This is a genomic window from Streptomyces bambusae, assembly GCF_020532645.1.
GTDB classification, from domain to species: Bacteria; Actinomycetota; Actinomycetes; order Streptomycetales; family Streptomycetaceae; genus Streptomyces; species Streptomyces bambusae.
Genome location: NZ_JAJAUZ010000060.1, coordinates 26470 through 41924 on the forward strand (window position 1 = coordinate 26470; position 15455 = coordinate 41924).

The 15455-nt window shown below is 74.4% G+C and carries 12 protein-coding genes and 2 pseudogenes; 5 read left to right on the plus strand and 9 right to left on the minus strand.

Translation table 11 applies throughout. From position 1 onward, the window contains the following. Positions 1-8 precede the first annotated feature (8 nt). Positions 9-1004, minus strand: coding sequence for a type I glyceraldehyde-3-phosphate dehydrogenase (gene gap, locus LG634_RS30235; protein WP_226738417.1), 996 nt, complete (start codon positions 1002-1004; stop codon positions 9-11). A gap of 129 nt (positions 1005-1133) precedes the next feature. Then, entirely contained in the window at positions 1134-2090 is a 957-nt protein-coding gene (locus tag LG634_RS30240; RefSeq protein WP_226738419.1) for a GlxA family transcriptional regulator, read from the minus strand. Positions 2091-2525: 435 nt separating this feature from the next. Between LG634_RS30240 and LG634_RS30245 the strand changes: the two genes are divergently transcribed. Then, a complete protein-coding gene (locus tag LG634_RS30245; RefSeq protein WP_226738421.1) occupies positions 2526-3092 on the plus strand; it encodes a CAP domain-containing protein in 567 nt (188 codons plus the stop codon). Between the two features lie 103 nt (positions 3093-3195). Here the strand turns inward: LG634_RS30245 and LG634_RS30250 are convergent. Together LG634_RS30250 and LG634_RS30255 are read right to left on the minus strand one after the other, a co-directional pair. Beyond that, positions 3196-3381 (minus strand): annotated as a pseudogene (locus tag LG634_RS30250) (response regulator transcription factor); the annotation flags it as partial. 95 nt (positions 3382-3476) lie between these two features. Next, positions 3477-4658 carry an alpha/beta hydrolase family protein gene (locus LG634_RS30255; RefSeq protein ID WP_226738423.1) on the minus strand — a complete coding sequence of 394 codons (1182 nt, stop codon included), beginning with the start codon at positions 4656-4658 and terminating at the stop codon, positions 3477-3479. Between the two features lie 297 nt (positions 4659-4955). On the opposite strand from LG634_RS30255, the gene LG634_RS30260 reads away from it, so the two are divergent. Further along, positions 4956-5237 carry a hypothetical protein gene (locus LG634_RS30260; RefSeq protein WP_226738425.1) on the plus strand — a complete coding sequence of 94 codons (282 nt, stop codon included), beginning with the start codon at positions 4956-4958 and terminating at the stop codon, positions 5235-5237. 124 nt (positions 5238-5361) lie between these two features. On the opposite strand, the gene LG634_RS30265 is transcribed toward LG634_RS30260, so the two are convergent. Then, positions 5362-6303: a CPBP family intramembrane glutamic endopeptidase gene (locus LG634_RS30265; protein ID WP_308072706.1), complete on the minus strand. Its 942-nt coding sequence runs from the start codon at positions 6301-6303 to the stop codon at positions 5362-5364. A gap of 434 nt (positions 6304-6737) precedes the next feature. On the opposite strand from LG634_RS30265, the gene LG634_RS30270 reads away from it, so the two are divergent. Together LG634_RS30270 and LG634_RS30275 are read left to right on the plus strand one after the other, a co-directional pair. After that, entirely contained in the window at positions 6738-9770 is a 3033-nt protein-coding gene (locus tag LG634_RS30270; RefSeq protein ID WP_226738427.1) for an AfsR/SARP family transcriptional regulator, read from the plus strand. Between the two features lie 118 nt (positions 9771-9888). Further along, entirely contained in the window at positions 9889-11193 is a 1305-nt protein-coding gene (locus tag LG634_RS30275; protein WP_226738428.1) for a CHAP domain-containing protein, read from the plus strand. Positions 11194-11253: 60 nt separating this feature from the next. Here LG634_RS30275 and LG634_RS30280 read toward each other — a convergent pair whose 3' ends face one another. The 3 genes and pseudogenes from LG634_RS30280 to LG634_RS30290 form a co-directional block, all read right to left on the minus strand. Next, the gene (locus tag LG634_RS30280) at positions 11254-11517 is read right to left on the minus strand and encodes a thioredoxin domain-containing protein (RefSeq protein WP_226738430.1); all 264 of its coding nucleotides are present in this window, start codon (positions 11515-11517) and stop codon (positions 11254-11256) included. 412 nt (positions 11518-11929) lie between these two features. Continuing rightward, positions 11930-12055: pseudogene (locus LG634_RS38035) on the minus strand (MerR family transcriptional regulator); the annotation flags it as partial. Positions 12056-12125: 70 nt separating this feature from the next. Beyond that, a complete protein-coding gene (locus tag LG634_RS30290; protein ID WP_226738432.1) occupies positions 12126-13061 on the minus strand; it encodes a DMT family transporter in 936 nt (311 codons plus the stop codon). A 71-nt stretch (positions 13062-13132) separates the two neighbouring features. Between LG634_RS30290 and pdxR the strand changes: the two genes are divergently transcribed. Further along, a complete protein-coding gene (pdxR, locus tag LG634_RS30295) occupies positions 13133-14686 on the plus strand; it encodes a MocR-like pyridoxine biosynthesis transcription factor PdxR (RefSeq protein ID WP_226738434.1) in 1554 nt (517 codons plus the stop codon). A 28-nt stretch (positions 14687-14714) separates the two neighbouring features. Here the strand turns inward: pdxR and LG634_RS30300 are convergent, their stop codons facing one another. Further along, on the minus strand, positions 14715-15251 hold the full coding sequence (locus tag LG634_RS30300; protein WP_226738436.1) for an NUDIX hydrolase family protein: 537 nt from the start codon (positions 15249-15251) through the stop codon (positions 14715-14717). Between the last annotated feature and the right edge of the window lie 204 nt (positions 15252-15455).

Here is a 15455-nt window from a genome sequence, read left to right on the forward strand (position 1 = left end):
GCGGTCCGTCAGCCGGCGAGCAGCAGGAGCGTGTCGATCACGCGGTTCGAGAAGCCCCACTCGTTGTCGTACCAGGCCACGACCTTGATGTGGCGGCCCTCGACCCGGGTGAGGGCCGAGTCGAAGATCGACGAGGCCGGGTTGCCGGTGATGTCCGACGACACCAGCGGGTCGTCCGAGTACTCCAGCACACCGGCGAGCGGGCCCTCGGCCGCCGCCTTGTACGCCGCCAGCACGTCCTCGAGGGTCACGTCACGGGCCACGGTGGTGTTGAGCTCGACGATCGAGCCCACCGGCACCGGCACCCGGATCGAGTCTCCCGACAGCTTGCCGTCGAGGTTCGGGAGAACCAGGCCGATGGCCTTCGCGGCGCCCGTCGTGGTCGGCACGATGTTCACGCCGGCGGCGCGGGCGCGCCGCGGGTCGCGGTGCGGACCGTCCTGGAGGTTCTGCTCCTGCGTGTAGGCGTGCACGGTCGTCATGAAGCCGTGCTCGATGCCCGCGAGGTCGTCGAGGACCGCGGCGAGCGGTGCCAGCGCGTTGGTCGTGCAGGAGGCGTTCGAGACGATCGTGTGCACGTCCGGGTCGTACGCGTCGGTGTTGACGCCGTACGCCAGGGTCACGTCGGCGCCGTCGGCCGGCGCGCTGACCAGGACCCGCTTCGCGCCCGCGTCGATGTGGGCCCGGGCGGCCTTGGCCGAGGTGAAGCGGCCGGTGGCCTCCAGCACGATGTCGACACCCAGCTCGGCCCAGGGCAGCTGGGCCGGCTCGCGCTCGGCCAGCACCTTGATCCGGCGGCCGTCCACGACCAGCGTGTCGCCCTCGACGCTCACCGGGCGACCCAGGCGGCCCGAGGTCGAGTCGAACGCGAGCAGCCGCGCGAGGGCCACCGGCTCCGTGAGGTCGTTGATGGCGACGACCTCAAGGTCGCTTCCGCGTTCCAGCAGGGCGCGCAGCACGTTGCGTCCGATGCGGCCGAATCCGTTGATGGCGATGCGAGTCATTGAGGTGTCCTTTCGGGTCAGCCCCAGACTCGCTTCCCGCGCCTGCCGGTGACAGCGGCGAGATCGCCATGGTTCGCAAGGATCGCGCCACCGGCCGGCGAGGGCGCCGCCGTCGCGGGGAAGGGCGGCCTACTCGCCCTGGGTGAAGGTCCTGCGGTACTCGCTCGGTGTGGTGCCGAGGATCCGCTGGAAGTGCAGCCGCAGGTTCGCGCCGGTGCCCAGCCCGGCGTCCGCGGCGATCTGCTCGACACTGCGCTCCGAGCGTTCCAGCAGCTCACGCGCCATGTCGATGCGGGAGCGCATCACCCACTGCATCGGTGTGTAGCCGGTGTCCTTGGCGAACTGCCGCGAGAACGTACGGGCCGACACGCCCGCGTGCCGTGCCAGTACCTCCAGCGTCAGGTGCTCGCCCAGCCGGCGCAGCGCCCACTCGCGCGTCGCGGCGAACCGCTCGCCCAACGGCTCGGGCACGCTGCGCGGCACGTACTGCGCCTGGCCGCCGCTGCGGTAGGGCGCGGCGACCAGGCGCCGGGCGGCGTGGTTGGAGACGGCGACCCCGTGGTCGCTGCGCAGGATGTGCAGGCACAGGTCGATGCCGGAGGCCGCGCCCGCCGACGTCAGCACGCTGCCCTCGTCGACGAACAGGACGTTCTCGTCGACCCGGACGAGCGGCCACTTCGCCGCGAGCGCGCGCGTGTAGTGCCAGTGCGTCGTGGCGCGCCTGCCGTCGAGCAGCCCGGTCGCCGCGAGGGCGAAGGCGCCCGTGGAGATGGCGGCGAGCCGCGCCCCGCGGGCATGCGCGGCGATCAGCGCGTCGACGACGGCCGGCGGCGGGTCCTCGCGGTCCGGATGCCGGTAGCCGGGGACGAAGACGATGTCGGCCCACTCCAGTGCGTCGAGGCCGTGCGCGACGGCGTACGACAGTCCGTCGCCGCCGGTCACCAGCCCGGGCGCCGCCCCGCACACCCGCACCTCGTACGGCATGCTCGCCCGGGTGGTGAACACCTGTGCGGGGATGCCGACGTCGAGGGGCTTCGCGCCTTCGAGGACGAGGACGGCGACGTGTTGCAGACGGGAGGGCGGCACGGGACGAGGGTACGCGCGGGGACGTGCGCGCCCGCGCGGGCAGGCCCCCGGCGGTCCGCACGGTGACATGGATCACCCGCACCGGGCGGGTCACGGAAGGATTACGACCGCCCTCTCCGCCGGGTTATGTCCGGACATGGGCAGCCGGGGCGGATATTCCCCGCACCGCCGAAATGGCCGTCTCGTGTATTGAGATGAAGGCGTCGACTTGCCTGCTCCGCTGCATGTTTGACGGTCCGTCACATATCTCACGGAGGTCACTTCGGAGGACCCCTGCATGTCGACGCGTCCATTTCAAGTCGAGGCGCACCCGGCCGGCACCCCCGCAAGTGCCGCGACTTGTCAGCCCGTTGCAGGGCTTCTAAGAATGGCGGCCCCGTCGGGGCTCCCACGGCCGGCGCCCCGATGCTTCGCGAACACCGAACGAGGTCACGCATGCAGAAGCACCGCAAGAAGAGGCACTACAAGGCGATGGCCATCGGCGCCGTCACCCTCGGCGTCGTGGGCATACCCGTGGCCCTCGCGGGCCTGGGCACCGAAGAGGCCGGAGCCACCCCGGTCGCCGCGCAGGCGGCCGCACCGGCCGCCGGCACGCAGGAGGCGGCCGCCTCGGCGGCCTCCGCCACCACCGCGGCCGAGCGCGTCGTCGCCCTCGTCAACAAGGAGCGCGCCAAGGTCGGCTGCAAGGCCGTCAAGGCCAACAAGAAGCTGACCACGGCCGCCCTCAAGCACAGCAAGGACATGGCGGCCCACCGCACCATGTCGCACACCGGATCCGACGGCTCCGACCCCGGCCAGCGGATCACACGGGCCGGCTACCAGTGGCGCACCTACGGCGAGAACGTCGCCTACGGCTACACCACGTCCACCAAGGTCATGAAGGGCTGGATGAACAGCCCGGGCCACAAGCGCAACATCCTGAACTGCGCCTTCAAGGAGATCGGCGTCGCCCGTGCCCAGCCGGGCAACTACTGGACCCAGGTCTTCGCCACCCGCCGCTGACCCTGCGCGGAGCCGGACCCCGCCCCGGGGCCGCACCGGGGGCCGGAGCCGGCCGCGCCGCAGCAGCGGCGCCCGGCTCCGGCCCTTCCTGGCAGATCCCTGGACGGCAGACGTCGAGCCCGTCGGCATCGGGCAGCCCCAGGTCCAGCAGCACGAGGTCGTACGTCGCCCCCACCGCCAGCGCCACCGCACCCGTGGTCACCCACTCCACCCCGAACCCGTACCGCAGCAGTCCGCGCCGCAGCGATTCGGCAACCGGCTCGTCGTCTTCCACCAGCAATACACGCACGCAAGAACCTCAGGTCGACCGGAGCCCGCCCTTCCCGAGGGCGGCGCGCCGGGCGGGGCCGGCGGCAGCCGCAGGCCCCGCGCCGCCGGGGGCGGTCAGCGCCCGGCGACGAACTCGATCTCCGGATGCCGCGTCGACGCCCCCATGAGCAGCCGCCCGGTGTCGGGACGCCCCCGCAGCTGCGCGTCGAAGAACGCCCGCACGGTCGCGCGCACCGCCGCCACCGCGCGGTCGGCCGGGACGGTCCCCAGCTGGAGGGGCAGCGGCACGCCCAACTGGGGCCCGACGGACACCAGGTCGGTGAACGCGTTGTGGTCCGCACCGGCGCCCAGCCGAAGGCACCGGCGCCAGCCGCGCAGGTTCGGCCACAGCGCGGACCAGGTCGCATCCCGGCGCAGTCCGTCGTGCACGGCGGTGTCCACCAGCAGGAACGGCCGGTCGAGCCCCCGCTCCACAACCGGCCCGTGAACGGAGCCGTCGAGGTTGATGCCGGCCCGCACCCGGGCGTCCCCGCCCAGCAGCGCGGCTGCCGCGGCGCCGCCCCGGGAATGGCCGAACACCCCGGTCCGGGACAGGTCCAGCGCCCGGGACAGGCCGCGCGGCAGTGGCCGCCGCCCGGCGTCCGGATTGCCGCCCCGGGCGAGCTCCGCCAGCCGGTCCAGGACGAACCGCAGATCAGCGGCGCGCACCGCGACCGCCTCCGCGGGGTCCCCGGGCCGCGAGAGCACGACGCGCCCGTCGGGGAACTCCACCTCGCCCGAGTCGTACGGGTGGTCGACGGTGACCACGACGTACCCGTGGGAGGCCAGGTCCTCGACGACGAGGGTGTTGAAGCCGCGGTCCGCCGCGTAGCCGGGCGAGTACAGGACCACGGGGTGCCGGCCGCAGCGCGCCGGGGCGCCGTCCGCGCTGTGCGTCGCCGGCAGGACGACGGCGTCCAGCGCGCCCCCGAACTTCGCCTTGAGGGCGCGTTCGGCGCCCGGCGGCAGCCACGGGAGCACCGGCCTTCCCTGCGTGTCGCCCGCCGGGTAGGTCACGGTCACCATCAGCTCGCGGGGCCGGCCGGGACCCGCTGCGGGTTCGGTCCGGGTGGGGTCGACCAGGTGCAGCTCCACCGCGCCCACCGGCGCGGGCCCCGTCGGCCCGGCGAGCCGCACGACGGGACCGGCCGCAGGGGCCGCGGCTGCGGCGAGGGCGGAGGGCCCTGCAACGGACGCGGTGAAGGCGGCGAGGCCACCGGCCATCAGAACGCGGCGGGGCGGGCGAACGGCGGACATGGCGCTCCTTCCGCGGCCCGGCCGTCCGACACCGCACAGAAGCACCCGGCGACCGGCCCGGTGATCGTCAACTGCCGCAAATCGTAGATCATTTAGATCCGGGCGCCGCGGGCGGCCCCCGCGTGACGGCCACCCGAGCGCCGCGCAGAACGCCCTGCCGTGCCCGACATCTCACGGAAGGGCCGGTTCCTTGGCTTCTGTGGCGTGAACGGTGGGTCACGGAGGCGAGGGCTCCGGGGTACGTTCCACGGGCGCCCCGGCGCACCCGGCGCCGGGCGCCGATCAAAAGGGGGGGACATGAAGTCCAGGAACAAGGTGCTCGGGCTTGCCGCGGCCGCCGCATTCGGGCTGAGCCTCGTGCTGGGGGGCGCCGGAAGCGCCGGCGCGGTGGGGCACTGCGACGACGTCTGGGACAGCGAGGTCCGCTCGTACGAGGTCACCTTCAGCTACGAGGGCGAGTGGGTCTCCGACGAGGGCGTGACGATGTACAAGTACTCCGGGATGGTCAACGGCACCTGGCAGAACGCGTACGAGACCAACTACCAGGGGTCCAGCATGACGCTCAACATCCCGTGCTGACCGCCTGACCGCCTGACCGCCTGACCGCCTGACCGCCTGACCGCCTGACCGCCTGACCGCGCCCGACACCCGCCGGCCGCGTGCCCGTGACGACCCACGGGCCGCGGCCGGCGGCCGGCGGCGGTCAGAGGGCGGGCTCCGGGGTACGGGAGTCGATCCGGCGCCGGCCCGCCAGGCGGGCGGTGGCCAGGCAGAACAGCGGGGTGAACACGAACTCGACGGCGAGCGCCTCCCACGGGGCGTCGGCGGCGGTGCTCTGGTCGTTCAGCCCGCCGAAGGCCGCGGAGAGCGAGAAGGCGATCAGGTTGTTGACGGTGTGTGCGGCGATGACGGCTTCCAGGCCGCCGGTCCTGACGGTCAGCCAGCCCCACCAGGCCGCCGAGTAGCACAGCAGCAGGAACCCGGACAGCTGCCCGAAGCCGTGCGCCAGTGCGAACAGCAGCGAGGCCACCGCCACCCCCGGCCAGGGGGACCGCAGGAACCCGCCGAAGAACTGCGCCATCCACCCCCGGAACACGAACTCCTCGGCCGCCGCCTGGAACGGCACCAGCGCCCACAGCACCAGCAGGCTCAGCACCAGGGAGGACCACCCGGGGAATTCCCCGGCCACGGCCTCCGACCCGTCCTGGAACAGGCCCCAGACGATCAGCACGACGTTCTGGAGCACGAGGCACACCGCGGCCACGCCCAGGCACCACCCCAGCCACCCCCACCGCATCCGCCCGACCACGGACACGAGCGTGCCCGGAGGCCGCCGCCCGCAGACCCGGACCGCGATCAGCACGGCCGGCGTCCACAGCGCCAGGGCCACCAGCATCACCGCGTTGTCGAGCAGCGGGTCGGCGAAGAAGGCGTCACTGCCGGCCGGCGCGGACTCCAGCCCGAACACCACTCCGACGACGGCCGCGCCGCCGAACGCGACGATCAGCCCGGCGATCAGGAGCACCAGGACCAGGAAGAACTCACCGACCCGCCCCCACCCGCCCTGCCGCCCGTTGCGCCCCTGCCCGTGGTACGCGGTCCCCGCCGGCGCGGCCACCGGCCCGGGCGGCGGCGCCGGCGGCACCCACCCGTACCCGGGGCCCGGACCCGGACCCGGCGGCCCGGGCCAGGCCTGCCCCGGCGGACCGTGCGCCCCGGCCGGAACGGGCCCGCCCGCATCCGACGGCGGCGCCGCCCAGGGGTCGTGGGCGTGCGGCGGAGGGCCCGGTATCGGGTGCGACATCAGCGGCTGCTTTCTCGGATCACGTGTGCGCGCGGCGCGCACCGCCCTCGAGTCTGCCAAGCCCCCGCCCGCACCCGCAGTCCACCATCCCCGCCATCCCCCCAAACACCGCGCTGACCTCCCCGGTTGCGGATTAAGCCAGGACGGAATCGTGGAGCCGAACCACCCGCCCGCGCGAGAGTCGGTCCGGACATACCGGACTACATGCGGCGCCGACGGCACCACCCGCACGGATCCGGACGGCTTTCGCGGAGGGGACGTACACGGAGATGGGAATGGAGTTCCGGCTGCTCGGCCCGGTCGAGGTGTGGAGCGACGGAGAGCGCGTGACACTGGGCGGCCCCAAACCGCGCGCCCTGCTCGCCGTCCTGCTCCTCGCCCACGGCCGGGTGCTCTCGATGGACCGCCTGGTCGACCAGGTGTGGAGCGAGGACCCGCCGCCGACCGCCCGCGCCCTCATCCAGTCGTACGTGTCGTCCCTGCGCCGCGCCCTGGGCGGGCAGATGCTGGAGACCCGCCCGCCCGGGTACGTCCTCCACCTGCCGCCGGACTCCCTGGACCTCGCCCGGTTCGAGTGGCTGACCGGCCAGGGCCGCAAAGCACTGGCCGAGGACGACCCCGAACGCGCCGCAGGCCTCCTGCGCACCGCTCTGAACCTGTGGCGCGGCGCCCCCCTCGGGGGGATCGGCGAGGCACTCAGGATGGACGCCCACCGGCTGGACGAGCTGCGCCTGGCCGCGCTGGAAGACCGGGCGGCCGCCGATCTGGCCCTCGACCGGACGGCCGAACTCCTCAGCGAACTGCCCACGTTGCTCGCCGACGCCCCGCTGCGCGAGCGACTGCGCGGCCACCTGATCACGGCGCTCTACCGGGTCGGCCGGCAGGCGGACGCACTGGCCACCTACCACGAGGGCCGCCGCCTCCTGGCCGACGAACTCGGCGTCGACCCCTCGCCCGAACTCCGCCGTCTGTACGAGTCGATCATCCGCGCCGACGAGCCTGGCACCCCACCGGAACGGCCCGCCCCGGAGGCCGAGCCCGTACCGGAGCCGCCGGCTGCTGCCGTACCCGTCCCCACCCCCGCCCAGCTCCCGCCGTCCGTATCCGACTTCGTCGGCCGCGACGACGCCCTCGGCACGCTCGTCGAAGGGCTCACCACCGCCGGCCGTCCCGTCTGGCTCGTCTCGGGCACCGGCGGCGTCGGCAAGTCCACCCTGGCCGTACAGGCCGCACACCGGGCGGCCGAGGCCTACCCCGACGGGCAGCTCTACGCCCACCTGCGCGGCGCCGGCGGGCCCCAGGCCGGACCCGGCGAGGTGATCGGCGGCTTCCTCCGGGCCCTCGGCGTACCCGACGGCGCGGTCCCCGACCGGCTGGAGGACCGCGTCAGCCAGTTCCGCAGCCTGGTCAGCGGCCGCCGCATGCTCCTCGTCCTGGACGACGCCGGCGACGAGGCCCAGGTGCGGCCGCTGCTGCCCGGCACCCCCACCTGCGCAGTCCTCCTCACCAGCCGCAACCGGCTGGCCGGGCTCGACGCCGTGGCCCGCATCGAACTGGACGTGCTGTCAGGGCCCGCCGCAGTGGACCTCCTGGCCCGGATCGTCGGCCCGGAACGGGTCGCCGCCGAGCCGGACGCCGCCGCCGCGGTGGTCAGGATGTGCGGTCACCTGCCGCTGGCCGTCCGCGTGGCGGGCGCCCGGCTCGCCATTCGCCGGCACTGGACGCCGGCCACCCTGCAGACGCGGCTGGCCGACGAGCGGCGCAGGCTGGACGAGTTGCGCGTCGGCGACCTGGAGGTCCGGGCGACCTTCGCCCTCAGCTTCCGCGCCCTGGACGACCCGGCGCGCACGGCCTTCGCCCGGCTGGGTCTGCTCGGCTTGCCGGACTTCCCCTGCTGGGTGCTCCAAGCCCTGCTCGGCGTGCCGGAGGAGGAGGCCGAGGAGGCCGGTGAGGGGCTGGTGGACGCCCAGCTCCTCGAGGTCCTCGGCTGCGACGCGGCCGGCCGCCCCCGCTACCGCATGCACGACCTGCTCCGCGTGTACGCGGCCGAACAGGCCGACGCAGCCGGGCCGCCCGCAGAGCGGGCCGCCGCACTGGAACGGGTGGTGAACACCTGGCTCTGGCTCCTCACACGGACCGAGGCCGCCCGGGCCGCCGTGACCGTACCGGCTCCGGCCGCAGGCGCGCACGCCCTGCCGCCGGAGCCCGGAGCAGCGGTGGCGGCGGCAGACGCCGCGGCCGCCGATCCCGTCGCCTGGTTCGCCGTGGAGGAGCCCGCCCTGTGCGCCACCGTGGACCGGGCCGCCGGGCTCGACCTCGACGAGGCCGCCTGCGCCCTGGCCACCGCACTGGCCGGCTCCGCCTTCGCCATCGGCAACCGCTTCCGGCAGTGGCACCGCGCGCACACCACCGCCCTCGCCGCCGCCCGCCGGGCCGGCAACCTCGCCGGCCAGGCCACCCTGCTCGCCGGTCTCGGAAGGCTCCGGTACGAAGAGGACCGGTACGCCGACGCCGAAGGCCACTTCGAGCAGGCCCTCCCGCTGTTCGAGTCGGCGGGCGACTCCCGGGGCGTCGCCGAGGCCCTGGCGGGCCTCGGTGCGGTCAACCGGGAGCGCGGCCGGTTCGAGCCCGCCCTCGACCAGCTCACCCGCGCCCTCACCGGCTTCCGGGGCCTCGTCGACCACGCCGGCATCGGGTACACGGCCCGCCTCGCCGCATCCGTCCACCTCGAACGGGGCGACCACGACGCCGTGCCCGGCCTGCTCGGCGAATCCCTCGAGGCCTACCGCCGGATCGGCAGCGTCCGCGGCGAGGCCCTGGCCCTGCGCACGGCGGGCCTGGCCCGGCGGGCCGTCGGCGACCACACCACCGCGGCGGACCTCTGCACCCGGGCGGCCGCCCTGTGCCGTTCCCTCGGCGACGTCCTCATGGCCGCGTACGCCGACCAGGCGGCCGCCAAGGCGCGGATCCGGCTCGGCGAGACCGACGGGCTGCGGGCGCAGCTGGCCGACGCCCTCCAGGTGTGCCGCGACCACACCGACCCGTTCGGCGAGGGCCTCGTCCTGCGCACCCTCGGCGAACTCTCCTTGACCGAAGGCCGCTTGGACGATGCGGACTGCCGGCTCGGCGCCGCCGTGGACATCTGGGAGGCCCTGGGGCTGCCGCTGTTCTGCGCCCGGGCCCGGCGCGACCTCGCGGCCGTACGGGAAGCCGCCGGCGACGCCCCGGGCGCCACCGCCCTGCGGGCCGCCGCCCGGCAGGTCTTCGCCGCGTACGGGTCCCGCGAGCACCGCGAACTGTCCGGGTGAGGAGCCTTGCAGCGCACTCACAGCCGCCTTGCACGGCCCTTGCAGGGGACTTGCAGCACGTCCCGCGAATCTCTCTCCAACGGGCCGGACACCGCGGCCCACCCGAGAGGAGCCCACCATGAAGTCCACCCTGTTCCGCCGCGCCGCCGCCACCGTCCTCGGCATGTCCCTGGCCGCCGGCCTGTCGGTCCTCGCGGCCGCGCCCGCCCAGGCGGCCACAGGCTCGGACATCGCCCGGATCGCCCTCCAGGAGGCGGAGGCGAGCCACGGCTGCTCGTACTACGGCAGCTGCCCGGGCGGCGGCTGGTGCGCCGTGTTCGCCACCTGGGTCTGGCGGCAGGCCGGCGTGACCGACCTGGGCGGCCTGAGCATCAGCGCCCGCGACTTCTACAACTACGGCCAGCAGCGCGGCACCCTCGACCACGTGCCGGACGTCGGAGACGCGGTCGTCTACAACTACAGCGCGGCCGGCAACTGGGCCGACCACGTGAACATCGTCGTGAAGGTCGAGGGCGACATGGTCACCACGGTCGGCGGCAACGAGAGCAACAGCGTGCAGGAGACCACCTGGAACTGGCGCCGGGGCTACAACACCGGCGGCCAGTACGCCAGTGCCTACATCGCCCCGGCCGGCCTGACCGCCTCCCCGCCGTCGTCCAAGCTCGCCGGCGTGGGCGACGTCTTCGGCAACGGCCGTGAGAGCTTCGTCCAGGTCAAGGGCGACCAGGCGATCCTGTTCTACGGCAACGGCACGGGCTCCTACGCGAGTTCGATCTCGCTCGGCTACGGCTGGTCGAACACGGCGGCGATCACCGGTGTCGGCAACTTCGGCGGCAAGGGCGGCCGGGGTCTGCTCCAGCTCCGCAAGGACGGCTCGCTGTGGCTGTACGACATCGTCAACAACGGCGGCTATGCCGACCTCGCCGGACCGGGCGTCCGCGTCGACGCGGGCTTCGCCGGCACCACCGCCATCGCCGGCGTGGGCGACGTCTTCGGCAACGGCCGTGAGAGCTTCGTCCAGGTCAAGGGCGACCAGGCGATCCTGTTCTACGGCAACGGCACGGGCTCCTACGCGAGTTCGATATCCCTCGGCTACGGCTGGTCGAACACGGCGGCGATCACCGGTGTCGGCAACTTCGACGGCAAGGGCGCCCGCGGCATGCTCCAGCTCCGCAAGGACGGCTCGCTGTGGCTCTACGACATCGTCAACAACGGCGGCTATGCCGACCTCGCCGGACCGGGCGTCCGCGTCGACGCGGGCTTCGCCGGCACCACCGGCATCGCCGGCGTCGGCAACTTCGACGGTGTTCCCGGCACGGACTTCCTCTTCGTCAAGTCCGCCGACAACTCCCTGAACCTGGCCAGCGGCAACGGCACCGGCTCCTACCGCTCGCTGTCCCGCGTGACCACCGGCTGGGAGTGACCCCCCCCACGCCGCCCCCGGCCCTCCAAAGGGCCGGGGGCGGTCGTGCGTACTCCCGTCTCAGTGCTCGCGCAGCCAGTCGAGCACCTGCCCGGCGTGCGCGTCCGGCGGGAAGACGGGGTAGAAGACGTGCTCCACCACGCCGTCCCGGACGATCAGGGTGATCCGCTTGAACAGCCGGCCGCCCTGCCAGTCGAACGTGGGCAGCCCGAGGACGTCGGCCAGCCGCAGCCCCGGGTCCGACAGCATGGCGAACGGCAGCCGCAGCCGCTCCACCACCTCCCGCTGGTAGCCGGTGGGCTGACCGGACGTACAGCACCGCACGGCCCGGGCCGAAGGCGTCGAGGCGGACCGTGCCGCCTGCCGTCGAGCCCAGGGCGAGGGCCGGCAGCGCCGCCCCCGGCAGGTGGGCTGCGGCCCCTTCGTCGACGGGCACCGGCAGCCCGGCCGGCAGCCGGGTCAGGTCGTGCCCCGGCCCGCCCGCCGCAGACGGTACGGCGGCACTCCCGCGGTAGGCGGGGGCCCGGAGCTGTGCGGTCAGCGCCGCCCGGCGGGCCGCGAGCACGTCGATCCGCCGGCTCAGGTCGTCGATGGCCTCGCGGTACCCGGTCAGCGACGCCGGACAGTCGTCCCCGCGCTCGCCCCCGGTGGCCAGGCACTCCAGGAACGGCCGGGTCCGCTCCACCCGTATGCCCAGCGCGCCGAGCGTCCGGATCTCACGCACCAGCCGGACGTCCCGGTCGGTGTAGTCGCGGTACCCGTTGGCCAGCCGGCCCGGCGACACCAGGCCCAGTGACTCGTAATACCGCACCGCCTTGACGGTCACCTGCGCCCGCCGGGCCAGCTCCCCGATCAGCACCACGCCACCTCCTGCTCGCTGTTTCCGCAGGTCACGCTAGACCTTGCCCCCAGGGTCAAGGTCAACAGGCGGCCTACACCCGGGGCGCGACCCGGCGCCCGGACGCGGCACGCACGGGAGCGGCCGCGGTCCTGCCCGGCCGCAGGCCGACCGCGAGCCCCGCCAGCACCAGCCCCATGCCCAGCCACACCGGCAGCCGCGGCACGCTGCCGTCCGCGGCGGTCCCGGCCAGCACCGCGGCCACGGGGGCGACCCCACTGAGCAGCCCGGCCCGCGCGGATCCCACCCGGGACACCGTGAAGTACCACAGCACGAACGCCACCGCGGTCACCAGCACCGCCAGGTACGCCATCGCCGCCCACGCCGGGCCGTCCAGCCGGGCCGCGGCCGTCGGACCCTCGACCACGACCCCGAGCACCGCCAGCAGCACCGCGCCCATCCACACCGAGTGCAGCGACACCCCCCACGGCCCGTGCTCCCGCAGCACCGGCACCGCCAGCAGCGTGAACGCCGCCTCGCAGGCCAGCGCCACCGCCGCCCACACCACCCCCTCGGCGTCCGCCCGGCCCGTCCCCTGCACCATCACGGCGCCCGCCACCACCACGGGCGCCGCGAGCAGCACCCGCCCGCCCGGCCGCTGCCGCTCCCACAGCGGCCCCACCACGCCCAGGACCAGCGGCACGCAGGCCACGGCGACGGCGATCACGGCCGGCTCGGCGTGCGCGACCCCGCGTACGACGGCCACGTTGAACAGCGCCAGCCCACTCGCCGCGATCCCCCCGAGCCACAGCCAGGCCCGCCCCCGCGGCCGGTGCACCGGGATCCGCAGCGCCTTGGCCAGGGCGAACAGTACGAGCGCGGCGGCCGCGTACCGGATCGCCTGTGCGGTCAGCAGCGGCGCCCCGACCAGCGCCCGCGACACGGTCACGCTCGCCCCCACCAGAGCCATGCCCGCGAACCCCGGCCCCAGGGTGCGCACGGCGTCGTACCTGTCATTCGACGTCTTCATGCCCTTCAGCGTGGGGGAGTATTGGACCCATGAGCAGGTCCAAACAAGGCTCGGCAGAGAGGTCCAAAGCGATGGATCCCGACCAGCGGGACGCCGGCGGACGGGCGGCCGGCTCCGACTTCCTCCAGCTCGACATCGCCCAGGCACCTCCCGGCCGGCGCACCGACTGGCTCACGGACCGGCTCCGCACCGCCATCGCGGACGGCACCCTGCCCCTCGGCAGCCGCCTCCCGCCCACCCGGGTCCTGGCGGCCGACCTGCACGTCTCCCGCGGCCTGGTCACCGAGGCCTACCAACGCCTCACCGAATCCGGACATCTCGCCACCCGCGGCCGCCACGGCACGATCGTGGTGGCCGCCCCCGTCGCCCCGGCCACCGACCCGATCCCGGCCGCCACCCCGCCGCCGTCCCCGCCGGCCACCCGTAGCGGTGCCCGGACGGCCGCCATCCGCACCCCCTTCGCGGGCCCCCCGAGCGACGGCGTCGTCGACTCCCTGCGCACCGTGCCCTGCCGCTTCGACCTCAGCCCCGGCGTCCCCGACCTCGCCGCGTTCCCCCGTACCGCCTGGCTGCGCGCCGAACGGGCCGTCCTCGACGGAGTCGCCCCCGGCGACCTCGGCTACGGCGACCCGCAGGGCGCCCTCGTCCTGCGCCGGGCGGTGGCCGGCTGGCTCGCCCGCAACCGCGGCATCCGGGCCGACCCCGCGGAGGTCGTCATCGTCGCGGGCGTGGCCCAGGCGATCGCCCTGCTCGGCGGGCTGCTCCGGGAGGACGGCATCGACCGGCTGGCCGTGGAGGACCCGGGCTCGCTCGGGGCCCGCCAGCAGCTCGCGTACGGGAAGCTCACCACGGTCCCCGTGCCGGTCGACGCCGGCGGGCTTCGCGTCGACGCCCTGCGTGCGAGCGGCGTCCGCGTCGTCGTGACCACCCCGGCCCACCAGTTCCCCACCGGCGTCGTCCTCGACGGGGAACGCCGCCGGGACCTGCTGGCCTGGGCGGGGGAGGGAGGCCTGATCATCGAGGACGACTACGACGCCGAGCACCGCTACGACCGCCCCGCCGTCCCCGCCCTGCGCGCGATGCTGCCCGAGCGGATCTGTCACACGGGCAGCGTCTCCAAGCTGCTCGCCCCCGCCCTGCGCGTGGGCTGGCTCCTCGTCCCGCAGACCCTGCGCGAACGCGTGATCGCAGCCAAGCGCTACACCGACCTGGGCAACGCCGTCCTGCCCCAGCTGGTCCTCGCCCACCTCATGGACTCCGGCGACCTGGAACGCCACCTGAGGTTCGTCCGCCGGCGCCACCAGCGCCGCCGGGACGCGATGCTCGACGCGATCCGCACCCGCCTGCCCGGTGCCACCGTCCACGGCGCGGCCGCGGGCCTGCACCTCACGGTGACCTTCGACGCCGCCTTCCCGGACACGGCCCTGGCCGAGGCCGCCCTGGACGCGGGCGTCAAGGTCCACCCCCTGTCCTGGCACCGCATCCGGCCCGGCCCCCCGGGACTGGTCCTCGGCTACGCCGCCACCGCCCCGGCCCACCTCGCCGAAGCCGTCGGAGTCCTCGCCGCCGCCCTCGGCGGCCTGACCGGCTCCGGCCGCGTCCCGCCCCACGGCACCGGCACGTAGGGCGGGACGCGGCATGCGCCGCGGGTTCTCAGTACACGTGTCCCACGTGCGCCAGAGCCTGCTTCAGCAGCACCCCCTGCCCGCCCGGCATCTCGCTCTCGACCGCCTGGGAGGCCGCCTCCTCGGGGCTGAACCAGACCAGGTCGAGGGCGTCCTGCCGGGGCCGGCAGTCACCGCTCACGGGCACGATGTAGGCGAGGGACACGGCGTGCTGGCGCGGATCGTGGTACGAACTGACGCCCGCGGTCGGGAAGTACTCGGCAACGGTGAACGGCTGCAGCGATGCGGGAACGCGCGGCAGCGCGACCGGACCGAGATCCTTCTCCAGATGCCGCAGCAGCGCGTCCCGCACCCGCTCGTGATAGAGGACCCGGCCGCTCACCAGCGTCCGGCTCACCGTCCCGTCCGGACCGATGCGCAGCAGCAGTCCGATGCTGACGACCTGGCCGCTGTCGTCCACCCGGACGGGGACCGCTTCTACGTACAGGATCGGCATCTGGGCCCGCGCTGTCTCCAGATCATCGGAGCTCAGCCAGCCGGGAGTGGTCTCGGTAGTGTCAGACATTGCTTGATCGTACTTTTCAGGCGCGGCGCTACGAAGGACCTGGCGGGGCCTGATTCTGTTCGACCACGCCCCGCGCAGCACGCCACCGCCGAATGGCGGCGTTCGATGCCCCGGTTTCCTTCGATTCGGGTGCCGGATCGGGCCCGGAGCACCCCGGCGGAAGGGGTACGGGTGGTCACGGTGGGTGAGATCCGGGCCGGGATA

Bases quoted from the DNA above. Each gene is read 5' to 3' on its own strand.
- gap (WP_226738417.1), bottom strand. From the start codon at position 1,004: ATGACTCGCATCGCCATCAACGGATTCGGCCGCATCGGACGCAACGTG.
- pdxR (WP_226738434.1), top strand. From the start codon at position 13,133: ATGGATCCCGACCAGCGGGACGCCGGCGGACGGGCGGCCGGCTCCGAC.
- LG634_RS30245 (WP_226738421.1), top strand. From the start codon at position 2,526: ATGCAGAAGCACCGCAAGAAGAGGCACTACAAGGCGATGGCCATCGGC.
- LG634_RS30270 (WP_226738427.1), top strand. From the start codon at position 6,738: ATGGAGTTCCGGCTGCTCGGCCCGGTCGAGGTGTGGAGCGACGGAGAG.
- LG634_RS30255 (WP_226738423.1), bottom strand. From the start codon at position 4,658: ATGTCCGCCGTTCGCCCGCCCCGCCGCGTTCTGATGGCCGGTGGCCTC.
- LG634_RS30260 (WP_226738425.1), top strand. From the start codon at position 4,956: ATGAAGTCCAGGAACAAGGTGCTCGGGCTTGCCGCGGCCGCCGCATTC.
- LG634_RS30275 (WP_226738428.1), top strand. From the start codon at position 9,889: ATGAAGTCCACCCTGTTCCGCCGCGCCGCCGCCACCGTCCTCGGCATG.
- LG634_RS30300 (WP_226738436.1), bottom strand. From the start codon at position 15,251: ATGTCTGACACTACCGAGACCACTCCCGGCTGGCTGAGCTCCGATGAT.
- LG634_RS30290 (WP_226738432.1), bottom strand. From the start codon at position 13,061: ATGAAGACGTCGAATGACAGGTACGACGCCGTGCGCACCCTGGGGCCG.